This window comes from Treponema saccharophilum DSM 2985, assembly GCF_000255555.1.
GTDB classification, from domain to species: domain Bacteria; phylum Spirochaetota; class Spirochaetia; order Treponematales; family Treponemataceae; genus Treponema_D; species Treponema_D saccharophilum.
In genome coordinates this window covers 38,386-61,673 of record NZ_AGRW01000037.1, presented here as the reverse complement: position 1 = coordinate 61,673, position 23,288 = coordinate 38,386, and the positions used below count along the sequence as shown (strand labels likewise).

Below are 23,288 nucleotides of genomic sequence, written 5' to 3'. Positions count from 1 at the left end.
CAACCACGGTAGGCACGCACCCCGCGTGCCGGCGAACGCCCGTTCCGACAAATAACGCCTAGGACGCGAAAAAGGTCCACGGGGCGCGGAACCTCGCCTACTCCCATCCGCGGAAAAAAACGCGCACATCAACCACGGTAGGCACGCACCCCGCGTGCCGGCGAACGCCCGTGCCAACCAATAACGCTTAGGACGCGCAAAGGTCCACGGGCGCAGGTTCACGGGACACGGAATGAACGTTATAATCTTTTAGCAAAAAAGCTGCGTCGCAGTTTTTCCGGGGGATTCCCGATTTTTTGCATCAAGGAGATGAAAATGAAGAAGATATTCAAAACCGCTATAAGCGCGGCGGCAGCGGCAATTGCGCTCGCGTTGGTTCCGGCGGTGGCGGATGAATTTCCGGAATTCAAGTCGAGCTCGTCGTTCGTGACGATTGACTCGAAGGAGCTTTCCGATTTCAAGAACGTGGAGGCGCTCAACAAAACGGCGGAGAAATACGAATTTTCCGTGTACGCATACGACGAGACGCCGTCAAAGAAGAACGAGTCCATTCCAAAAGGCTGGGTTCTCTTCAGCAAAATAAAGCTTTCCGACTACAACGAGCGGAAGGGAACGGGGGCGGCGAGCAACGTCATGAACTACAAGCTCACGTCGGCGACGAAATTCCGCTACTTCGCGGTGACATATCCCGAGACGAAGCTCAAGACGCGCGTCGAGCTCACGAAGGACGGGACGTCATTCCTCCTCACGCTCTTCTACGACCAGCCGATAAAGCCGCTCGCTTCTCTTTCCGTCGAGCCGGCGCTTGAGAAGAATTCGAAAAAGGAAGTCGTCGGCGTCAACGCGGAAATATCGTTCAGGAACATCTCGATGAAGGACATAAGCGACCTCACGCTGACGATTTCCGCGCTCAAGAAAGGAACAATCGTGAAGACAAAGACGGGCGGGCTTGATGAGACGCGGATTGCAATCGGCGCGGTCATAAAGGACGGCGAGCGGTACGAGCTTTCGACCGCATCGATGTGGGACGACACCGCAATCGACACGATAAAGGTGCAGAAAGTCGAGATAAACTACATAGACGGAACGCATCAGGAATACTAGCCCGACCGAACGGGTTTTCCGAAAAGCATCGCTCAAGTCGGCGAGTTCAAAATCGCGCAAATAGCACGTTTTGAGCATCGCATTTTAAGGCAACCTGTTCTGAAACTGAGGTTTCCGAACAGGTTTATTCAAAACAGAAAACAAACCGCCGGACTGAAGCCCCGCTTCCCGGCGGTTTTTCTTTTTACGGCTCACGGCAGATTACAAAAAAACTCATGCTGAACGGGATTTCCGCGAAAGAAAAGCACAGTTTTTACTAAAGCCGGAATCGGTTTCCGGAAAAAACGTGATATAATCAAAGTGTCCGCAACGAGCGATGCGACAATGGTGCGCAGTTCCGGACACGAACCTTAAAGCAGGAGCCTTCAAACATCGCCGTTTGGAGGCATTTTTGAAAATGCGCGCCCGAATTTCCATCAATTCGGAAGCAGAACGGGAATCAGGCAGAACCTGTTGCCCGAACAGCCATTTTGCAGGGCATCGCCCACGAAAACGGCGAAGAATGCCGGGAAAACGGGAATTCCCGGCGCGTTCAATTTTTCAGCGAGGTCGTTTTTATGGGCAGCACATCTCTTGAGCAGCAGTACAGAAGGGCAATAATTTCGGGCGCGATCGCGTCGTTCGACGTGAACGTCACGAAAGACGAAATAGAATCCGAGGTCATCCTCGATTTAGGCGGAAAGGAAATCGACATGCTCGCGCTCCTCGGGCTTGAGAAAAACTGCACGTTCACGGAATTCGTGAAGCGTTGGTGCGAGCGCATTTCCCTCGAGCAGCTCGAAAAGCCGCGGCCGCTCATCAACTACAAGAAATTCCGAGAGCGCCTGATTGCGCTGTTCGAGGCGGGGAAATACAACCGCGGCACGGAATACTGGACTACGAAGGAAATCGGCGAGGAACTCTACCTGCGGGAATCCATAATCCTCACGAAAGACGACGAGAGCGGCGACATCAAGGCGCTCGTCATCCTGCGCGACTTCACGACGAGCAGGATAAGGGAGGAGGAGGAAAAGAAGCGGGAGCTTGAGCGCAACGCATACATAGACCAGCTGACGGGCGGCGACAACTACATCAAATTCAAGGAGAACCTCCACGACCAGGGAACGCCGGGATACATCGTCTCGATGGATTTGCGGGCGTTCAGGATAATAAATTCCGTGTGCGGAATACAGAAATCGAACGGCATACTGCGGATAATCCACGAGACGCTGAAAGCGATGCTCGACAAGAACGATTTCATCGGACATATAAACGCCGACCATTTCGTGTTCTTCCTTTCCAATCTGAACGAAATTTCCGAGGAGAACGCGGACAAACTCCGGCGGACGATAGGGCGGATTACGGATTCGCTGAGCTTCATCTCCATCGACTTCGACATTCCGCAGCTTGTCCCGTATTTCGGGATTGCGTTCTGGACGCCGGACGAGAAAGTCGAATTCGCGTACAGCAAGACCGTGACGGCAAAGCACAAAGTCAAGGAGTCGCGGGACAAAAACTACGCGTTCTTCTCGCAGGACGACACGGAGCGGCTGAGCCACGAAAAATCGATAGAGGAAGCGTTCAAGGACGCGATTTCGAACAACCTTTTCGAAATCTGGTACCAGCCCAAATACAATCCGGAAACGACGACGCTTGTGGGCGCGGAAGCCCTCGTGCGGTGGAAGAAAAACGGAAGCGAATACACGATGCCGGGAGAATTCATCCCGCTTTTCGAAAGGAACGGAATGATAAAAATCCTCGACGAGTACGTTTTCCGCGCCGTCTGCGAGCAGCAGAAAAAATGGCTCGACGAGAAAATCGACATCGTCCCCGTTTCGATAAACCTCTCGCGCGGAAGCCTCTACTACCGGAACATCGCGTCCCAATACAAATACATCGCGGAGAAAATCGGCATCGACCCGAACTACGTCCCGCTTGAGATTACGGAATCGGCGACGGTCGACAACATCGACATAAAATCGATTGCGGAAAGCTTCCACAAGGAAGGATTCCCGCTGCAGATGGACGATTTCGGGACTGGATACTCGTCGCTCGCGTCGCTCAACACGATGCATTTCGACACGCTCAAGCTCGACAAAAGCCTCATCGACTACATCGGAAACTACAGCGGAGACCGCCTCCTCGAGCACACAATCGCGCTGGCGAAGGAGCTGGGGATGCACGTCACGGCGGAGGGCGTGGAGAACATGCAGCAGGTCGAGTTCCTCCAGAACCTGCGCTGCGACAGCATCCAGGGCTTCTACTACTCGAAGCCGCTTTCCGCCGAGAATTTCAAGAAAAGCCTCCTCGTCTCGTGCGTAATCGAAAGCTTCGAGAAAATAAAGTCAATCGAATATTACATAAAGCGGTTCAAGACGCCGGGAGAGTCGTCGTCGCTGTACGAGCTTATCGTGAACATAACGAAGAACAAGCTCATAAACGTGAAGGGCGCGCAGATGTGGCGGGAGGAAATCAAAAGCCCCGCGCTCGGAAAGGAGGACATCTCATACACCGAGGAATATGAATACGTCATGAAGAACGTCATCTCGCCCGAATACCGCGACGCGTACAGAGCATTCGTAGACAGGAATTCGCTCCTCAACAGCTCATTCGGAAAGAACGAGATACGCTCGTTCGAATACGAGCGTATGCGCAACGGAAAGAAGGCGAAAATGCGGATGACGATGCACCTTTTCAAGATGCACACGAGCGACGATTTGTGGTCGTACATCTGCGTCTCCGACAGGACAATCCAGAAGAAGAACATCCTCGCCCCGCTCAACTTCACGGACATGGACTCGCTTACGAAAATCTTCTCGCGGAGCTACGCCTTCGAGCTCATCAGCTACGAGGTCGAGGAAGCGCGCAAGGAAGGGAAGAAGCGAATCCTGATGCTCGCCGACATCGACGACTTCAAGAAATGCAATGCCGCGTTCGGATACAAATTCGGCGACGAGATACTTGAGGAAACGGCGCACAGGATAAAGGATTTCTTCAAAAAATCGATAACGGCGCGCGTCGGAAGCGACAAATTCATGATTCTGCTCGACGAGGAGGAATCCGACTCGAAGCCTATCAAAATGCTCACGGAGGAATTCAAGAAAAGAATCGGGCGGACGTTCTACAAAAACGGCGAGACCGTCAAAATAACGGTAACGGTCGCCGCCCGGTACGTCCCCGACGAGAAAAAAAGCATCGAGGCGATTCTTTCAGACCTCAATCTCAGCACGTTCGCCCGCTGACCCGAAACCGATGGGGGTTTTGGATTTTTTTGCGTTTTATACTAAAATCATCCGGACTAAAAGCACCGCCCTACGACGAGGGGACGGTGGAAAATCATCAGGAGGAACCTTTGACAGTTCTACAGGGTTTTTTGCTCGGAATTCTGCAGGGAATAGCGGAATTTCTCCCCATCTCATCAAGCGGGCACCTAAAAGTCGCGCAGCACCTTCTCGGGCTTGAGGACGTGCCGCTGTTCTTCGACGTTCTGCTGCACATCGCGACGCTCGGAGCAGTTGTCATCTATTTCAGGAAGGTGATAGCGAAACTGTTCGCAATCCTGTTCAGGTGGATTTTCAGGAAATCGGAAAAGCAGGCCTACAACGTCTGCAACGTCGCCCCCGCGAAAGACACCGACGCGAGAATCGCCGCGCTCGCCCCCACGGAAGAAATCGGGCGCAACACCATAATCATGGTCATCATAACGACGCTCGTCACGGGCGTTCTCGGAATCGCAAGCAAGAAGCTGCTTCCGGAACTTCCGCTCAAAGCAGTTGCCGCGGGATTCGTCGTCACCGCGCTGCTCCTCATCGCCTCGAAGCTGTTCTCGCGCAAGCACGTCGCGCTTTTCGAGCCGGAAACGGAAATAAAGGACGATTTCTACGCCGTACAGGACACGGCGATGACGCCGATACAGGCAATCATCATCGGCGTCGCGCAGGGAATCGGAACGCTGCCGGGAATTTCGCGGAGCGGCTCGACGATTGCGGGCGCGCTTCTGTGCAAAGTCGACAGAAGGACGGCGGGCGACTACTCGTTCCTCGTGTCCATCCCGGCGATTTTGGGAGCGTTCGCGCTCACGCTCAAGGATGTCATGTCGGACGCGGCGGCGGCGGGGCTTTCCGCGATGCAGTATTTTTCGGAGACGGTCGGAATCGCGCCGGCGGCGGCAGGCTTTGTGACGGCGCTCGTTTTCGGGTACGCGGCGCTCGCAATCCTCATGAAGATTATACAGAAAGGAAAAATCGAATGGTTCGCCGCGTACCTTATCCCGCTCGGCATTCTCGGGCTGATTTTCTTCTGAGCAGAATCGGATGACAAGATTCTGACATTTTTACCGATAGGGCTAGGCACGGAACGTTTTTTACTGTATAGTTTAGCCCTCATTTACGGGGAGTTCGCATAGCGGCAATTGCGGCGGACTGTAAATCCGCTCCCTTTCGGGTTCGGGGGTCCGAGTCCCTCACTCCCCAAAAAACGGAAACTGAAAAGTTTCCGTTTTTTTTTGCCCTGAACAGTTTGCCCTACGCCCTGAACTGGTCAACCTGCTCGCCGATTTTCGAGATTGAGAATTTTATGTGCGCGGAGACGCTGCTCAGCGCGGAGCCCGTCTCGCGGATTTTCTGCGCGTTTGCCGACATTTCCTCCATGCTGCTGCACATTTCGAGGGCAGCTTTCTGAAGAAGCCCCATTTCGCCGAAAATCGTCCTGTTTCCCTGCGCCATCTCCGACGAAGACGTCCTCACCTCCTCCGCGCTGTCGTTCATCGCGTGGAGCGCGCCCGTAATCTGCCGGGAACCTTCGTTCTGCTCCTCCATCGCCGACTGAATCTGCGTGACGAGGGCGTCCGTCTCCTCGAGTTTTTTCGACACGGACTCGAACGAGATGTTCGACTCGGAGGACGCGGCGACAGCATCGCTTATCGATTTCCTGATGTTCGCAAGCTGCATTCCTATCGTCTTCGACTGCGCCGACGACGTTTCCGAAAGTTTTCTGATTTCCTCCGCGACGACGGCAAAACCGCTGCCCGCCTTTCCCGCGTGCGCAGCCTCAATCGAGGCGTTCATCGCAAGAAGATTCGTCTGGCTCGCGAGAAGCGAAATCGTCTTGTTCGCCTCATGGAGCATCTTCGACTGGATTTCGATTTCCGTGATTTTGTCGTTCACCGCCTTCTGCTTCGATATTCCGACATGGGAATCGGCGCGGAGAGAGCTGAACGAGGCGGTCATCTTTTCCACCGACTCGTTCACGGACGAGATGCTTCCAATCATCTGCTCGACAGCCGCCGACGCCTGCGAGACGCTTGACGACTCGCTTTCAACGATGCCCTCGAACGAATCGAACGTCCGCGCAATCTGGTTCACCGCAGCGTATACCTGAAGGACGGATTCCTTCTGGTTGTCGATTTTCTCGTGCATTCCCTTTATGCTCTGCAGAATCGCGCCAATCGAATTCGCCGTGTCGCTCGTCGCGCTCGACAAATCCTCGCCCGCGCGCGCCAGCTCGTTCTTCGACGATTTCACGTCGCCGATTATTCCCTGCATTTTCTCCATGAACCTGTTGAAACCGTTTCCAAGATTCGAGATTTCGTCGTTTCCGGAAACGGTGAGCCGCTTCGTCAGGTCGGCGTTCCCGGCGGCGATTCTGTCCACGGCACCCACGACGGATTTTATCGGGGTCACGATTTTCGAGGAAAGGAAAAATGCCGCGAAAAGCGAGATGCCGAGGCTCGCCACGCCCATCAGCACGACAAAAAGGATTTCCCGCTCGAAATGCAGGTATATCTCGCCCGAATTTCCGACGGTCGCCAGAATCCATCCCGATTTCTCGTCGATTACCTGCGCGGCGATGTATTTTCCCCCGACGCGCGGCTCAAAAAACACGTCGCTGCCGATTTTTCCCTTGAATTTCGCGAACGCCGGATACTCGTCGAAAAAATTCGCCGTCTGGATTTTTCCCATATAGTCGTTCGTCAGATACAGCCCGTTCCTGTCGAGGATGAACGATTTTCCGCTTTCCGAAAGCTTCAGGCTGCCGATCGCGTCGCTCAGCGTCTTGAGCGAGATGTCAAGCCCGCACACGCCGGTGAACGCCCCCGAATCGTCGTACGTCGCAAGAACGACAGACGCCACGAGCGATTTTGTCGGGACGTCCAGATACGGCTCCGTGACGACAATACCGCTGGCTTTCTGCGCGTCCGTGAACCAGGAACGCTGGTACTGGTCGTAGTCGCCTGAAGGAACCCACCCGCCGGAATAGTAAAAAAGCCCGCCCTCATTCACTTTCCGAGCCTCGCAGAAATAGGCGGCGGAAATCGTCGTGTCGTTCTTTATAAGCTCCGCAAAATCGTCCTGCGCGGTTTTCAGGTCGAGAACATCCTGCTTGCAATAAAGCGCGAGCGTCTTCACCACAGCCTGCGGCTTCTCGAAAAGGGCGGTCACGGAATCGTGCTCGATATTCATGTTCAGGGCGGCCTCTTTCCGTATGTTGCGCTCAAGCCCCCTTATCTCGTTGAAAAGAAACGGCGCGGAAACGATTGACACCGAAAAAAGAACAATCGCCGCATACCCGAACCACAGTTTCAGCTTAATGCTTTTCATAAAACTCCCCCGCTTTTGTTTTTTAAATGAAAACAAAAAAGGCGCAATTCCCTTTTCAGGAATTACGCCTTCGTATGCGCAGATTTATAGCACATCCGGCAGTTTTGTGAAATCACTTTTCGCGTATGAACGGCATTGTTTCCGAAAAAAATTCGCGGGCCTGCGTTTTTCCGCGCAAGAAACGTCAATTTTTTGTCATGGCGGAAAAAACGCGGGGCACGGCGCATCTTTCCGCGCCCCGAATCATCACCGCGCGAGTTTTTTCAGCTCGACGATTTCCTTGACGTACATGTCGATTCCGCTCCGCCAGAATTCCTTTGACTCGATGTCGAACCCCGCCTCGCGGCACAGTTCCTCGCAGCTCATGGAACCCGTGCGCGAAAGAAGCTCCGCGTACCGTCCGGCGAAGGATTTTCCCTCCTTCTTGTAGAGCGCGTACAGCCCCGCGCCAAAAAGCTGCCCGAACGCATACGGGAAGTTGTAGAAATCGAGCCCCGTCGAATAATAGTGCGACTTCACCGCCCACATGTATTCGTGGCGCTCGTCGCGGCACAGCCCGTCGCCGTACGATTTTTCCTGGGCGTCGCGCATAAGACGGCAGAAATCGGCTGAATTCAACTCGCTCTTCGACCTTTCCTCAAAAACGCTGCGCTCGAAATAGAAGCGGCTCAGGATGTCGACGAGAACCTGGCTCGCATCCTGAAGATCCAGGTCGAGAATCTGCATTCTGTCGGCGCCGGAGCAGCGGGCAATCATGTCCTGCTTTACGATTGTCTCCGCGAACGTCGAGGCAGTCTCCGCGAGCGTCATCGGATACGAGAAGAACGCGCACGGTTTTCCCTTCATGCAAGAAAAATGGTACGCGTGCCCCAATTCATGCGCGAGCGTTATCACGTCGGAGAACGCGCCCGTGAAGTTCGTCATGATGCGGCTCTCGTGGTTGACGGCGAAATCCTCGTCGTACGCGCCGCCGACCTTCCCTTCCCTGCACTCCGCGTCAATCCACCCGGAATCGAACGCCTTTTTCGCGAAAGCCCCCATCTCCTCCGAGAACGAGCTGTAGCGCTCGATGATGTAGTCGCGCGCCTCGGCGAACGTCCATTTCCGCGAAAGCACTGAATCGTTTTTTTCCGACGCAGTCATCGGCGCGAACAAATCGTAGAACGCGATTCCGCCGTCGCTTTCCGTGCCGGCTTTCTCGCTTGCCGTCATCCCGTTCTTCCTGAGGAACGAAGCCTTCGCGCGGAAATAATCGCGCCACGACGGAAGGGAATCCTCTATCGCGCCGACAAGGGCTTCGAGCGTCTTCCTTCCCATGCGGCTCGAAAAAAGCGCGCGGTCGAGCGCGTCGCCCCACTTCCTGCGCTTGTTCAGCGCGACGGTCTCGCCCTTGAGGTTGTTCAGGCACGCGGCGAACGCAATCTCGTTGCGCTTGAGAAGGGAAATCTCCTTTTCGTATGAACTGCGGCGCACGTTCTTGTCGGCAGAATAGGCATCGTTTCGGATTTCGTTGAACGTCTTCCCGTTCCCGTCAGAAAGGTTCGAGATAATCTGCTCGTGCAGGCGGTCCCACGCATTCCCGCCCGTCCGCTGCATGTCGGAGGCGAGGTTCTCCTCCGCCGCCGTCATTTTGTGCCTCGCATCGGCAATTTCCTCGCCGAGGATGAATTCGTACTGGGCGAATTCGGGGAAGCGCTCGAAAAATTGCGGAAGGCGCGCTTCGTTCATGACGAGGATGCTCTGGAAATCGAGCCCGATTTTCTCAAGGCGCAGCCCCAATTCGTCAATGCGCGATATGTTGTTCAGGAAATCGGTGTTCGTCGTGTCCACCGAATACACAATGTACGCGAATGCGTTCAGCGACGAGGAAAGGCGCAGCGTCGCGTCCTCCGCCTCGAGGAATCCTTTCAGCCACATCGGAAAATCGAAGTTTGCGGGCGCATTCTTCATCAGCTTTTTCGCGGAAGTGACGAGGTTCTCCAGATTGTCCATTCCGGAGACGTATTCCGCGATGACTTTGTCGTATCCGGCAGATTGTACCGGCGGAAAGATGGAATCGAGATTCCATCGGGGAATCATATTATTGCTCATGGCGCGAATTATACCACAACAGCCCGGCATCGTAACCGAATTCGCAGGGCGCCCTCTGGACAAACGAGGCGGCGCGGATTAATATATGAACAATTGAACATATGAACATTCATTCATATAAAAACAGGAGGCGCACATGGCGGAAGAAGAAAAGAAAACGGCGGGAATCCCCGAGGAGAACACGGTTTTCGACCTTTCCGATTTGTTCAAAGTGTTCGGGGATTCGACCCGGCTGAAGATATTGTTCTCGCTGCAGGAGCGTCCGCTCTACGTCGGAGAGATGGCTTCCCTTCTGGGTATGTCGGCATCCGCTGTAAGCCACCAGCTTCAGGTTCTGCGGGTGAACAGGCTCGTCCGGACGCAGAAGGAAGGGAAATCGATACTCTACGCGCTCGACGACCACCACATCGCGGAAATCCTCAGGACGGGGCTTGAGCACGTCACGGAAATGCGCGAGCAGAAAGAGACGCGGGAATAAGAGGAGGCAGATTATGAAGGAAACCGAGAAAAAAGAAACGGAAGAAGGATGCTGCGCGTGCTGTCACGTTCATGATGAGCGACACCACGCCCATCACGAGCACCACTACGATTCGCTCAGCTGCGGATGCTGCCACGACGACGATGATGATGGCGACGAGGAGGACAAAGGGAAAACTGTGCGGAAGATGGTCGTCTCCGCGCTCCTTCTCGTGGCGGGAATCGTAATCGCGCACGCGGACATTCCCGGCGCGGCAGGCGCGCAGCCGTTCGCCAGAACAATCCCGCTCGCGATGTTCCTCGTCTCGTATCTCATCATCGGAAAGGACATCATCCGCAGCGCAATCTCGAACATACGGCGCGGGAACATTTTCGGGGAGCAGTTTCTCATGACAATCGCGTCTGTCGGCGCGGTGCTCATCGGGGAGCCTGCCGAGGGCGTCGCAATCCTGCTCCTCTACACGGTCGGGGAATTCTTCCAGGATTACGCCGTCGACAAATCGCGCGCGTCGATTTCGTCGCTGATGGACATCCGCCCGGAAACAGCGCGCGCAATCAGGAACGGGACGGAGCAAACCGTAAGCCCCGAGACAATCGCGGTCGGGGAGACAATCGAGGTGCGCCCCGGCGAGCGGATTGCCCTCGACGGCAGAATCATCTCCGGCGAGTCGTTCGCGGACACGTCCGCGCTGACAGGCGAGAGCGTCCCGCGGAGAATCGCGGCGGGGGACGAAGTTCTCGCGGGATTCATCAACACGGAGGGCGTCATCAGAATCGAGACGACGAAGGAATTTTCCAAAAGCGCCGTCTCAAGAATCCTCCATCTGACGAAGGAAGCGAGCGAGGTGAAGGCGAAATCGGAGAAATTCATCACGCGGTTCGCGAAAGTCTACACGCCGGCCGTCTGCATTGCCGCGCTCGCGGTCGCGCTGATTCCTCCGGCGCTTCTGAAACTCGCGGGCAATGACGTTTCCTTCCGGATTTGGTTCTACCGCGCGCTGATGTTCCTCGTCGTCTCCTGCCCGTGCGCGCTGGCAATTTCGATTCCGCTGTCGTTCTATTCTGGAATCGGCGCGGCATCGAAGAACGGAATCCTCGTAAAAGGCTCGAATTTCATCGAATCGCTCGCAAAGGCGCGCACGTTCGTTTTCGACAAGACGGGAACTCTCACGAAAGGCGTCTTCAAAGTCTCAAAAGTCGTCTGCAGCGGCGGTTTTTCGCCCGAGGAACTGGTCGCGCTCGCGAACAGCGCGGAATCGAAGTCGAACCACCCGATAGCGCGCTCGATTGCTGAGCACACGGCGGAGAATCTTCCGGAAAAAGAAATCCCCGGGGCAGATGATATAACGGAAATCGCGGGGCTCGGCGTCGTCGCCCATATCGGCGGGCAAAAAGTCGCCGTCGGGAACGCACGCCTGATGGAAAAGGAATGCGCGCGCGGGTTCAAAAAAGAAAACGCGGACGATTCCTGCGGAACGGTCGTCCACGTGGCTGTCGGCGGAACATACGCGGGCGCGATTCACATTTCCGACGAGCTGAAGGAAAACGCGGCGCAGGCGATTTCGGGCATACGGAAAAGCGGCGCGCGGAAAATCGCGATGCTGACGGGCGACTCGGAAAACGCGGCACGGAAAATCGCGGGCGCGCTCGGGCTTGACGATTTCCACGCAGCCCTCCTTCCCGAGCAGAAGGTCGCGCACCTCGAGTCGTACATCGCGGAAAACGCGGGCGCCGTCGCGTTCGTCGGCGACGGGGTGAACGACTCGCCCGTACTCGCGCGCGCCGACATCGGAATCGCGATGGGCGCAATAGGAAGCGACGCATCAATCGAGGCGGCCGACATCGTCATCATGGACGACAACATTGCCCGCATCCCGACAGGAATCAGAATCGCGAAAAAAACGGTGTCGATTGTCTGGCAGAACATCGTTTTCTCGCTCGCCATAAAAACCGCCATCATGGTTTTGAGCGCGCTCGGCATCACGAACATGTGGTTCGCGGTTTTCGGCGACGTCGGCGTCTGCTTTCTCGCGGTTCTCAACGCCATGCGCGCCCTAAAGTAGAAAAAATCCGGCACGAAAATGCGCCCCAGCCCCGTCATTCCGAACAAAGCCGGAATGACGGTTTTCGCTGAAAAAAACGGGACCGCGTTCATCAAGAATGGGCAGCATACAGAACGATTTTGCGGGCATAAAAAAAATCCCGAAACTTTTGTTCCGGGATTTGTGGAGACGATCGGACTCGAACCGACCACCCTTTGATTGCGAACCAAATGCTCTACCAGATGAGCTACGCCCCCATAAGTGATTAAAGATATTATCGATATCGAAAAAAAATGTCAACTGCAAAAACGAAAAAAAATCGTAAAAAAATCTTCATTCTTCATTTCATGGCGGACGAAAATGCCAGCCATGAAATGATTCCGTCAAATTTTCGTGCGTCCCCGGAAGCACCGCGCAAGCGTGAGCCTGTCCACGTACTCGAGGTTTCCCCCGACAGGAAGTCCGCTCGCAAGTCTCGTCACGCTCACCCCCATCGCGGAAACGACGCGCTGGATGTAGAGCGCCGTCGTGTCGCCTTCGACCGTCGGGTTTGTCGCGACGATGACCTCCTTTACGGTGCCGTCGCGGAGGCGCGAAATGAGCGAGGAAATCCGGAGGTTGTCGGGTCCGACTCCCTCAAGCGGGGCAATCACGCCGCCAAGAACGTGGAAAAGCCCCTTGTATTCCCCGGACGAATCGATGACGGCGACATCGTTCGGCTGCTCGACGACGCAAATGGTCGTTCTGTCGCGCATCATGTCCGAGCATATCGGGCAGGGGTCTTTTTCCGTCCACGAGCCGCAGACCGAGCACTCGCGGATTTTGTCCTGCAAACCGGAAATCTGCGACGCGAAACGCCTGTTCCAGTCGCGGTCGGCCTTGAGGATGTAGTTCACCAGCCTGACAGCCGATTTTTTTCCGATTCCGGGAAGACGCGAGAACGATTCGGCAAGTTCGTCTATTGCGTTCATCTCACAGCCCCGGAATGTTTAGCCCGTCGAGGTTCATTCCTCCAAGAAGCGGGCCTGCCTTTTCCTTTATCACTTCCTGAATTTTCTCCATCGCGTTGTGGTGCGCCGCGACAATCAAATCCTGAAGCATCGGAACGTCGCCCTGCGCAATCGGATCGATTTTTATCGAGACCATGGAAAACTGCCCGTTCAGCGTAACCTGGACGATGTTTCCCCCCGCCGAGCCTGTCGCCGTAACGCCCGCAAGCTCGTCCTTGATTTTCTTCATGTTCTCCTCAACATTCTTGAGGTTCTTTACAAGTTCGAATGGATTGACCATTTTTTTCCTCCAAAACTGAAATCCGGAATACCGGCATCAAAAACAGGCATGACCGGAATCGCATTCCGAACAGGCCTGTTGTTCGCATACGTTTTCCGCCGCCGTCAGTCGTCATCAGGCATGATATCTTCGGGCGCGAATTCCTCCTCGAACCCGGAATCCGCCTCCTCGCCGCGCGCGCTTTCCGCATTCTGAGCAGGCTCGCTTGCTGCGGGAACCTGCTCGCCCGCGGAATCAGTAACGCCGACGACGCTGCCCCGGAACGTCTCGCAGAGAAGCTTCACGGCAGGCGGCGCGTTCTCGGAAAGGTCGACTACCTCCACTTTCCGGAGGACAGCCTCAAAATCGACGGGCGCGCTGAATATTTTCCCGAACGCATCGAGGATTTTGTTCCTCGACGAAGCGAAACTCACCCTGTCGAATTCCGAGCCGACCTCGAACGTCACTTTTCCCGGCGACTTCTTCCACGCGCGCGTGTTCATGAAAAGCGCGGCAAGAATCTCGTCGCGCACGGAAAGCGCATCGATGACGAATTTCTGAATTCTGTCCTCGGGAATCTTCTCAAAATCCTCCCCGCGCCCAATCTCGACCGCCGCCGCCGCGCTCCCCCATTCTCCCTGAACAGGATTCGTCGACTGCGCGAAATTCTGGCTCGCGGGCGGAACCGGATTTGTCGGCTGCGCGGAATTCTGGCTCGCGGGCGGAACAGAATTCGTCGGCTGCGCGAAATTCTGGCTCGCGGGCGGAACAGAATTCGTCGACTGCGCGAAATTCTGGCTCGCAGGCGGGAACTGATTTGTCGGCTGCGCGGAATTCTGGCTCGCAGGCGGAATTGGATTCGGCGCGGGCTGGTCGGGATTTTCGGGAGATGGATTCGGCGCGGAAGCGGCGTTTTCCGTGACGGAAGTCGCGTTCCGGTACTCGGGAAGGTTTTTCAGCGCGTCGAGGACGGGAAGCGGCTTCGACGGCTTGAGCGGCTGCGGCGGAACTGCCTGCGTGCGCGGGGTCGGATTCTGCTGCCACGCCGTCGGGTTCATCAAAAAAGCGAGGTTCGCGCCGTTCTGCGCGCCTTGTACCGGGCGGGAAGACTGCTGCATGGCAGCCTGCGAGCCGAGAAGGATGTTCCTCGCCTGGTCGATTGCGACTTTCACCTCGACGGGCGAGACGTATTCGGAAAGCCACGACAGACGCGAAACGGCAAGCTCAAGCTCATAGCGCGGGCTGAGCGAGAAGCGGATGTCCTTGTACAGCTGAAGGAAAATCGATATGGCGCGCTCAATCTGTATCGGATTCCATGAATTTAGGACGGTCATCGAAAACCGCTCGTGCGACTGCCCCAAAAGGGATTCCTTCGTTATCCCGTTCTTTATGAGGAGAATCGAGCGCAGATAATCGGTCGAATTTGCGATGAACTGCTCGATTGAGATTCCGTTCTGCAGGAATTCGTCGAGCTTGAGGAGCGCCTCGCGTGAGCGTCCTGACGCGCAGTCCTCGAATATGACGTTAAGGGAATCGACTCCGACTAGCCCGAGCTTGTCGCGGATTTTCTCGAACGTGATGTGGTCGCCCGAAAAAGCCGCGACCTGGTCGAAAAGCGTGTACGCGTCGCGGACGGAGCCTGTCGATTCGCGCGCAACCCAATAAAGCGCCTCCTCGTCGGCCTTAATCCCGATTTCGGCGGCGGCATCGGCGAGGAGTTTTTCCACGGTGTCTATCGGCACGAGCCTGAAATTGAACTGCTGGCATCTCGATTTTATCGTCGCGGGAACTTTCTGAAGCTCCGTCGTCGCGAAAATGAAAACGGCGTATTCCGGCGGCTCCTCAATCGTCTTCAAAAGCGCGTTGAACGCCGACGTCGAAAGCATGTGCACTTCGTCGATGATGTATATTTTGTAGCGGGACGACTGCGGGGGAAAGAGAACTTCCTCCTTTATCTGGCGGACATCGTTGACGCTCGTGTTCGACGCGCCGTCTATCTCGATGACGTCCGGGGAAATGCCTTTCGAAATCTCGATGCAGTGCGAGCATTTCCCGCAGGGCGTCGCGGACGGTCCGTTTCCGCAGTTCAGCGCCTTTGCGAGGATGCGCGCAGTTGACGTTTTTCCGCACCCGCGCGGGCCGGAAAAAAGATACGCGTGCGCGATTTTCTTGGATTCAATCGTATTTTTCAGGGTTTCCGCAACGAATTCCTGCCCGGCAAGCGCGTCAAACGCCTGCGGACGGCGGCGGGTCGCTGTCACTTCGTAAGCCATGCGCCCATTCTAGCGGAAAACCCGATTCAATGAAATCGCCCGGCGGAAAGCGGGACGCAATCAGCCGAGCTCGGCAAGCTCCTCCCAGCGCGCGTAGGCTTCGTCAAGGCGGGCGGCGATTGCGGAATACTCGTCGCCGGCTTTTTTCGACACGGCGTAATCCGCGCTAGACATGAGCGGCTCAAGCTCCGCCTTTCGCGATTCGAGCGATTCGATTTCCGATTCGAGCGATTCGAATTCCTTCTGCTCCTTGAACGAGCGCTTTTTCTTCTGCTGAGGCGCGCTTGTGCCCGAAGAAACGGATTCGGAATTCTTCCGCTCCGCCTTTTTTTCTGCCGTCTCGGCGGATTTCCGCTCGTCGAGGTAATCAAGGTATTCCGAGCATTTTCCCACGAACCCCGAGACACTTCCGTCGTCCTCCAGGATGAAAAGCGTGTCCGCGACTTTATCCATAAAATAGCGGTCGTGGCTGACGACGAGAAGGCATCCCTTGTAGCCGAGCAGGAATTCCTCGAGGATGTTCATCGTGAAAATGTCGAAGTCGTTCGTCGGCTCGTCGAGAATCAGGAAATTCGGGTTCGAAATCAGCAGGCGCACGAGAAAGACGCGTTTGCGCTCCCCGCCCGAAAGAGTCGAAAGCATCGAATGCTGGATTTTTCCCTCGAAGCCGAACCTGTTCAGAAAAAGGGACGCGCTCAGCGTCTTCCCGTCGTTCATCCGCACGATGTCGGCCGCCTCCTCGATGTACTCAAGGACGGTCAGCGACAAATCCTTGAAAACCGGATTCTGCTGGTAGTAGCCGAAAACCGTGTTCTCCCCGACGACGACGGTTCCCTCGTCCGCCTTGACCGCGCCCGTGATTATGTTGAGGAGCGTCGATTTTCCGCTTCCGTTGCCGCCGAAGATGCCGATTTTCTCGCCCTTGCTGAACGTGTACGAAAAATCGCGCAGGACGGGCGCACGATTTTCGCCGGAAGACGGAATCGGGAACGATTTGGGGAAATCCTTCCCGATTCCGTGAAGCTCGAGGATTTTTCCGCCGAGCCTTCTTCCCGCGACCTCGAACTGGAAGCCCTTGTCCTTGGCGAATTTCTCGCGGTTTATGAGCTGCTCGTCGCGCTGGATTCTCGCCTTCGCCTTCGTTCCGCGCGCGCACGGGCCACGCATGAGCCAGTCCCGCTCAAATCTGAGGACGCTCTCAATCCGGCGCTCGGTATTCTCCTCAATCTGCGCCTCGATTTCCTTTTTCTCAAGGTATTTCGAATAATTTCCCTCGTACAGCTTGAGCGACATCCGGGAAAGCTCGTAGATGCTCGAACAGACCGCGTCGAGGAAATAGCGGTCGTGCGTGACCATCAGGACGGTGCGCTTCGTCGAGGCGAGGTACTCCTGAAGCCAGCGGATTGTCGTTATGTCGAGATGGTTCGTCGGCTCGTCAAGGAGAAGCAGCTTCGTGTCCTCCACGAGAACCTGCGCGAGCGCGACTTTCTTTATCATCCCGCCGGAAAGCGCGCTCATTTTCCGCCCGAGGTCGTTCAGACCGAGCGTGGAGAGAATCGAGCGGACGTGCGACTCGTAGTTCCACAAATCGCCCTCATCCATCTTCCTCGAAATTTCCTCGAACCGCGCCTGCTCCGCCGCCGAAAATCCTTCCGCCATTTTACCGCACAGCGACTCGTATTCCGTTATCGTGCGGAGTTTCGGGCTGTCGGATTTGAAAATGTGGTCGCGAATCGAATCGTTCCCGTCAAAAACGGGATTCTGCGGAAGGAAGCTCACCCCCGCGTCGCGGCTTACGACGACCTGACCGTCATCGGCAGGAAGGACGCCCGCGATTACCGAAAGCAGCGTCGATTTTCCCGAACCGTTCCGCCCGATTATCGCGGCTTTGTCGCCCTCGTCCATCCCGAACGTCACGCCGGAAAAAAGCGGAGCCTCGCGCCCCATGCGTGAGATTCCGTTTATCGAAAGGATGTTCATTTCTCCGCGCTCCCGTCAGCGCTTCCGCCGTTCTCTTCCATCCATTTCGATATTCCCGCGACGATGTCCGGGTCGATGTCGTGCTCGACGCGGCATGCATTCTCCTCCGCCTGGTCCTCGGGGACGCCCGTAATTTTCTGGAGGAACGCGGTCAGAAGCTTGTGCCTTCCGTAAATGTCCTCCGCGACTTTCTGCCCCTGCTCAGTCAGCTTTATCATATTTCCCATCGAAAATTCGATATAACCGTCCTTTTCAAGAAGCCCCATCGCGCGGCTGACGCTGGGGCGCGACACCGCAAGCTTGTGGGCAACATCAACGGAACGGACGAACCCGTTCTCCAGCTGAAGGCGCAAAATCGCCTCGAGATAATCCTCACCTGATTCGTACATTTTTGTTTCCTTTTTTTCCATTTCAGATTCAGACGCACCGCTCATACGAACGCCTTTTTTCGCTTCACGCAAACGCATTAACCAAACGACTGTTTTTCATTCGGTTTCAGCTCGGGTTATTTTACCATAAATCGAACCTCGGATTTTGCTGTTTTTGCCAAAAAAATTGTCTCTGTTCGGAAATTGTCTTAATAAGACAACTTGTACAAAACGGCTTCTATTCCACTTTTGTATATCTTCTTTGGTTGGGCCAAAAATCACACGAAACCTCTGTTTACTTTCAAAATGAAAATCGCATCTTTTAAATTTTGATAAATTCAGGCATATCCTATTTTTTATCAGGGGAATATTTCTCTTTTATGAAAGATTCGATTTCGAGTTCTTCTTCTTTTGAAGTGAAAAAATGGCGGGGAATTAAAATGGCTTTTCTATAAGATACGTAAATCGCAATTATTTTATTGTTGACAATGATTTTTCTAAAATCCTCCAACGTATACTTATACGAACCTCTGCATGATGCATACTAATCATGCGGACAAAACGTCGTTTTTGCCATCAAGAACCGGATTCCGGCAGGAATTCGGAATGGCGACGGAAGCCGTATTCCTGCCGAAAATCCAGGCCGGGCACATTATTTTCCCTTGCCGAGCTCGTCCGCCATGTCGAAGCAGCGGTCGCCGAGTTTCTCAATCTGGCGGACGATGTCGAGGTAGAGAAGCTCCGCCTTGACGTCGGCACCGCTTTCGAGGCGTTTGCGCGCGATTTTCTTGAGCGATTTCCGCTCGCCGTCGATTTCCTGCTCAAGCTCGGAGGCGAATTCGAACTGCTCGCGGGAAAGGCGCTGAATCTTCGAGACGTTCTTGTAGATGAACTGGAGGAACTGCCGTGAAAGCTCGAAATACGGAAGAAGCTTCTCCAAATCCTCGCTGCGGAACGGCATCTCCTTCTCCACGGCTTTCTTTATCTGACCGGCAATCGAAAGGCATCCGTCCGCCATGCTCTCGAATTCCTCGGAAATGAGGAGCATGTGCGAGACGTTCTGCTTCGACTCGTCGCTTATGTTCAGGCTTGAGCAGCGGATGAGGTAATGCGTCAGCTGCAGATGCATCTGGTCGGTGAAATCCTCGAGCCGCTCGATTTTCGCGTATCCGTTCTCCACGAACGCGGAATCCATCTTGCTGATTCCAATCTGGAGCTCGTCGAAAATCTCCACGACGACGTCGGCAAAATCGGCGATTTCCTTCTGCGCCTGGATTACGCACGTTTCCGGCATGTCCTGCGCCGTCTTCTCGTTGAACTCGAATTTGTAGACGCGCTCGCCGTCCTTCTCCTTGTCCTTGATAATTCTCCGCGTGATGGTCGCAATCTGGCGCGGGAACGGGATGAATATAATCGTCGCGATAACCTTGAACGCCGTGTTGAGGAGGGCGATGTGGTACGAGATGTTCTTCGCCGTTATGTCGCCGGGAATTATCGATTCGATGAGGAACAGGAACGGGCGGAAGAAAACGAGCGCGAGAATGCTCGCCGAGCAGTTGAACATCACGTGGATGAGCGCCGTCCGTCTCGCGTCGTCGGTGCCGCCGATTGACGCCATTATCGAATCGATTGTCGAGCCCATCGTCGAGCCGATGACGAGCGCCGCGCCGATATGCCAGAACGAAGGCTCTGCCGCGGCGATAGTGATTACGATTGCCGTCATCGCGGACGACGAATGGATAAGCGCGGTAAAAAGGACGCCGACGATTACGGCAAGCACGATGCTGAACGTCCCGAACCCTTCAAGGTCGCGAACCGCGTCGATAAGTGCGGGAATCGTCTCGCCCGTTGACGGGTCTTTGAACGTGGACGAAAGCCAGCCCAAGCCGATAAAAAGCATCCCGAATCCCATGACCGCGATTCCGAGGCTTTCCTTCCGGAGCTTCTTCGCGAGCGTGAGGATGTATCCAAGCCCGAAAATCGGAATCGCGAACGTCTTGAGGTCGAAATCGAACCCGACGAGCGCGACAATCCACGCGGTAACGGTCGTTCCTATGTTCGCGCCAAAAATGACGCCGACCGTCTGCTCAAGCGTCACAAGCCCCGCGTTCACGAAGCCGACGAGCATGACGGTCGTCGCGCCCGACGACTGTATTATCATCGTAAGGATACAGCCCGTGAGAAGCCCCGTGAACCTGCTTCCCGTCATGAAGTTCAGCGCGCTTTTGAGCCTTTGGCCCGCGCTTTTCTGTATTCCGTCGCTCATGAGCTTCATTCCGTAAAGGAGGAAGCAAAGGCTTCCGGCGAAACTAACTATTTTCAGAACCATAATGCGACAGTATAGAGAAAATCGGGCGTTTGTTCGCCCCTTTGCGAAAAAAAACGCGCCGCAAAAACGGCGCGCATCCACCATCCGGCATCATGCCGGAAAACGGTTAAACATGCTCGGAAAATTCAGATTCCGAACTAGTCTGCTATTTGACGAAAAATTTCTGGATATATCCGACAGCCCAGATGAACAGGACAACGGCCGGAAGGATGTAGCTTATGTAAACGCGAATTCCCGCGGGGAATTTCAGGCCGCTGCCCGTGTTCGCCTCCGCGATGAAATTCTTGAATCCCCAGCCGTAGCGCGACGTGCAGAAGACGAGGTAGACGAGAGAGCCGAGCGGAAGGAGATTGTTCGACACGATGAAATCCTCGACATCCTGGATTCCTCCGATGCCGGGAATCTGGACGCCGCCCCACACATTGAACCCGAGCGCGCACGGAATCGAGAGCACCGTCACGAGCGCGAAATTCACGAGGACGGACTTCTTCCGGCTCCATCCGTGCATGTCGATTGCGAACGCGATTATGTTCTCGAAAACGGCGATGACCGTCGAAATCGCCGCGAACGACATGAAGACGAAGAACAGCGTTCCCCAAACGCGTCCGAACGGCATCGCGTTGAAGACGTTCGGGAGCGTCGCGAAGATAAGCCCCGGTCCCTGCCCCGGATTCACGTTGAACGCGAAGCACGACGGGAAGATGATGAAGCCCGCCATGAGCGCGACGAACGTATCAAGCCCGATGATGCTCGCCGCCTCGCCCGCCAGCGCCTTTTCCTTTCCGATGTAGCTTCCGAAAATCGCGAGCGCGCCGATTCCGAGAGAGAGCGTGAAGAACGACTGCCCCATCGCCGCGAAGACGACCTCGCCGATTCCGTTTTCCGCCATCTTCGAAAAATCAGGCTTGAGATAGAACGCGAGCCCATTCGCCGCACCGGGAAGCGTGACCGCGCGGACTGCGAGCACGACCATAAGGCAGAGCAGGCTCGTCATTATGACGGTCGAAACCTTCTCGACGCCGTTCTTGAGCCCGCGCATGCAGACCGCAAAACCGAGCGCAATCGCGACGAGCATCCAGACAACCTGCTCGCCCGGATTCGCCAGCGACGCCCCGAAAACAGCCGCGACTTCATCAGGAGAAAGCTCCGAAAAAATCCCGCGCGCGCTTTTCACCGTATACGAAAGCATCCATCCGGCAACCGTCGTGTAGAACATCATCAGAAGATAATTCCCCGCCGCGGCAAAATAACCGTACAGATGGAATTTCGAGCCGGGCTTCTCGAGCGCATGAAAGGAACGGACGGCGCTTTTCCCGCTCGCCCGCCCGACCGCGAATTCCGCGACCATTATCGGAAGCCCCAAAAGCACGAGGAACACGAGATAGAACAGCACGAACGCCGCCCCGCCGTATTTCCCCGTGATGAACGGAAACCGCCACACGTTCCCCAGCCCGATTGCGCATCCCGCGCTCGTCATGATGAACCCGATTCTTGATTTGAAATTTTCCCTGTTTTCCATAATGCGCAATTCTAGCAAGAAAACCAATGCGCTTACCACCCTTTTTTCGTTCTGAAGGCGGATTGCGGGAAATCGGGGAAAACAAAAAACGCCCCCATTGGCGGGGACGTTTTTGACGATGCGGGAAGGTCAGTCGACGAATTCGCGGGCAACCTGCTTTTCGGCGACGTAAAGGGTAAGCTCGGTTTCGTGCTCGACGACATACGGAACGGTGACTTTTCCGCCGGTGTGCTCGAACGAAACGAGTGTCGTCCGTTTTCCGTCCTTGGCGGCGACGAGCGACATGGAAACGGCGTACGGATAGCGGGAAATGTTAGCGGTGAAAATTCCCTGCACGTCCTTGTCCTGCTCGGACGGGAGCGCGACCTCGACTTCCATATGCGTGTAGTTCTTTACGTACTGGGAATCGAACGACTGCTGCTTCGTGACGGTTCCCGCGCGCTCGCCTTCAAGCGCTATATGGGGAACGAAATCGAAGACGATTTTCGACGACGCCATCATAGTAAGCATTTTCCCGAGCGAAAGCCCGACAACATTCGGAACTTTCGTCGTCTCGAACTCGGAGCCGCGGCTGACAATCAGCTTCACTTTGACCGGAGATGTAATCGGCGTTCCTTCTGGCGGGTCCTGCGCGATAATCGTTCCTGCCGGCGATTTGTCGGACTTGTAGCTCGGCTCGGAAAGGACGATGAGCGGATGGACGGAGCCGGCGAACATCGTCTGCAGCGCGATTTTCACGTCGTCGAGCATCTCTCCGACGTAATTCCCGACGTGGTCGACGATGACGCCCTTGCTGACAGTCAGGTTTATCCTGCGCCCCGCCTTCACGATTGCGCCCGCGTCCGGATTCTGCGTGAGGATTTTTCCCGCATCGTCAGGGTCGTCCGTATAGCGGAACTGGACTTTCTGATACAACTCCTTGTCCTGAAGCTCAAGAAGCGCCTGCCCCAGCTCCTTTCCGACGACATCGGGAACCATAACCTGCTCCTCGCCCTTCACCGTGGCGAAGAAAACGATGGCGCAGACGCCGCACATCAGCGCGATCGCGGCAACAACGGTCAGAAGAAGATTGAGGGCGCTCGCCTGAAGCTTTTCCAGATGCGTCTGCCAGAATCCCTTCCTGACCTCCTCTTTTTCCTTGGGCTGGATATTATTTATCTCATCCATAATTTCTTACCTTCCCCTACGATTTTTTGCCGCCGCCGGAAAAAGGGCGAAGGCAATCCCAAACGTATTCAGTGCTGCCCGAACGGACAGT

At 55.3% G+C, this 23,288-nt stretch carries 14 protein-coding genes, 2 tRNA genes and 2 pseudogenes; 6 read left to right on the top strand and 12 right to left on the bottom strand.

Annotation, left to right across the window (positions count from 1 at the left end):
• Nucleotides 1–315: 315 nt before the first annotated feature.
• From TRESADRAFT_RS03505 to TRESADRAFT_RS03490, 4 genes are all read left to right on the top strand, one after another.
• The gene (locus TRESADRAFT_RS03505) at nt 316–1,104 is read left to right on the top strand and encodes a hypothetical protein (RefSeq protein WP_002702932.1); all 789 of its coding nucleotides are present in this window, start codon (nt 316–318) and stop codon (nt 1,102–1,104) included.
• A 557-nt stretch (nt 1,105–1,661) separates the two neighbouring features.
• A complete protein-coding gene (locus TRESADRAFT_RS14920; RefSeq protein ID WP_002702930.1) occupies nt 1,662–4,325 on the top strand; it encodes a GGDEF domain-containing protein in 2,664 nt (887 codons plus the stop codon).
• A gap of 110 nt (nt 4,326–4,435) precedes the next feature.
• Nucleotides 4,436–5,386 carry an undecaprenyl-diphosphate phosphatase gene (locus TRESADRAFT_RS03495; RefSeq protein ID WP_002702923.1) on the top strand — a complete coding sequence of 317 codons (951 nt, stop codon included), beginning with the start codon at nt 4,436–4,438 and terminating at the stop codon, nt 5,384–5,386.
• Nucleotides 5,387–5,473: 87 nt separating this feature from the next.
• A tRNA-Tyr gene (locus TRESADRAFT_RS03490) sits at nt 5,474–5,555 on the top strand.
• A gap of 51 nt (nt 5,556–5,606) precedes the next feature.
• Here TRESADRAFT_RS03490 and TRESADRAFT_RS03485 read toward each other — a convergent pair.
• Both TRESADRAFT_RS03485 and TRESADRAFT_RS03480 read right to left on the bottom strand, forming a co-directional pair.
• The gene (locus TRESADRAFT_RS03485) at nt 5,607–7,682 is read right to left on the bottom strand and encodes a methyl-accepting chemotaxis protein (protein ID WP_002702921.1); all 2,076 of its coding nucleotides are present in this window, start codon (nt 7,680–7,682) and stop codon (nt 5,607–5,609) included.
• Nucleotides 7,683–7,928: 246 nt separating this feature from the next.
• Nucleotides 7,929–9,773: a M3 family oligoendopeptidase gene (locus TRESADRAFT_RS03480; RefSeq protein ID WP_040842221.1), complete on the bottom strand. Its 1,845-nt coding sequence runs from the start codon at nt 9,771–9,773 to the stop codon at nt 7,929–7,931.
• Nucleotides 9,774–9,909: 136 nt separating this feature from the next.
• Between TRESADRAFT_RS03480 and TRESADRAFT_RS03475 the strand changes: the two genes are divergently transcribed.
• Together TRESADRAFT_RS03475 and TRESADRAFT_RS03470 are read left to right on the top strand one after the other, a co-directional pair.
• On the top strand, nt 9,910–10,251 hold the full coding sequence (locus TRESADRAFT_RS03475) for an ArsR/SmtB family transcription factor (protein ID WP_002702918.1): 342 nt from the start codon (nt 9,910–9,912) through the stop codon (nt 10,249–10,251).
• Nucleotides 10,252–10,264: 13 nt separating this feature from the next.
• Nucleotides 10,265–12,313, top strand: coding sequence for a heavy metal translocating P-type ATPase (locus TRESADRAFT_RS03470; protein ID WP_002702916.1), 2,049 nt, complete (start codon nt 10,265–10,267; stop codon nt 12,311–12,313).
• Nucleotides 12,314–12,476: 163 nt separating this feature from the next.
• Here TRESADRAFT_RS03470 and TRESADRAFT_RS03465 read toward each other — a convergent pair.
• The 10 genes and pseudogenes from TRESADRAFT_RS03465 to TRESADRAFT_RS03425 form a co-directional block, all read right to left on the bottom strand.
• Nucleotides 12,477–12,549, bottom strand: a tRNA-Ala gene (locus TRESADRAFT_RS03465).
• Between the two features lie 126 nt (nt 12,550–12,675).
• Nucleotides 12,676–13,263, bottom strand: a complete 588-nt coding sequence (gene recR, locus TRESADRAFT_RS03460) for a recombination mediator RecR (RefSeq protein WP_002702914.1) — start codon at nt 13,261–13,263, stop codon at nt 12,676–12,678.
• A gap of 1 nt (nt 13,264) precedes the next feature.
• Nucleotides 13,265–13,588, bottom strand: a pseudogene (locus tag TRESADRAFT_RS03455) (YbaB/EbfC family nucleoid-associated protein); the annotation flags it as partial.
• Nucleotides 13,589–13,686: 98 nt separating this feature from the next.
• Nucleotides 13,687–15,834, bottom strand: coding sequence for a DNA polymerase III subunit gamma/tau (dnaX, locus tag TRESADRAFT_RS15585; protein WP_002702911.1), 2,148 nt, complete (start codon nt 15,832–15,834; stop codon nt 13,687–13,689).
• Between the two features lie 60 nt (nt 15,835–15,894).
• Nucleotides 15,895–17,814, bottom strand: coding sequence for an ABC-F family ATP-binding cassette domain-containing protein (locus TRESADRAFT_RS03445; RefSeq protein ID WP_002702910.1), 1,920 nt, complete (start codon nt 17,812–17,814; stop codon nt 15,895–15,897).
• The gene (locus TRESADRAFT_RS03440) at nt 17,811–18,203 is read right to left on the bottom strand and encodes a metal-dependent transcriptional regulator (RefSeq protein WP_002702909.1); all 393 of its coding nucleotides are present in this window, start codon (nt 18,201–18,203) and stop codon (nt 17,811–17,813) included. Before TRESADRAFT_RS03440 ends, TRESADRAFT_RS03445 begins: the two co-directional genes overlap by 4 nt.
• A gap of 328 nt (nt 18,204–18,531) precedes the next feature.
• Nucleotides 18,532–18,699: pseudogene (locus TRESADRAFT_RS16790) on the bottom strand (YcxB family protein); the annotation flags it as partial.
• A gap of 135 nt (nt 18,700–18,834) precedes the next feature.
• Entirely contained in the window at nt 18,835–20,511 is a 1,677-nt protein-coding gene (locus tag TRESADRAFT_RS03435) for a Na/Pi cotransporter family protein (RefSeq protein ID WP_002702908.1), read from the bottom strand.
• Between the two features lie 145 nt (nt 20,512–20,656).
• On the bottom strand, nt 20,657–22,030 hold the full coding sequence (locus TRESADRAFT_RS03430) for a sodium-dependent transporter (protein WP_002702905.1): 1,374 nt from the start codon (nt 22,028–22,030) through the stop codon (nt 20,657–20,659).
• Nucleotides 22,031–22,159: 129 nt separating this feature from the next.
• Nucleotides 22,160–23,197: a PASTA domain-containing protein gene (locus tag TRESADRAFT_RS03425; RefSeq protein WP_002702903.1), complete on the bottom strand. Its 1,038-nt coding sequence runs from the start codon at nt 23,195–23,197 to the stop codon at nt 22,160–22,162.
• Between the last annotated feature and the right edge of the window lie 91 nt (nt 23,198–23,288).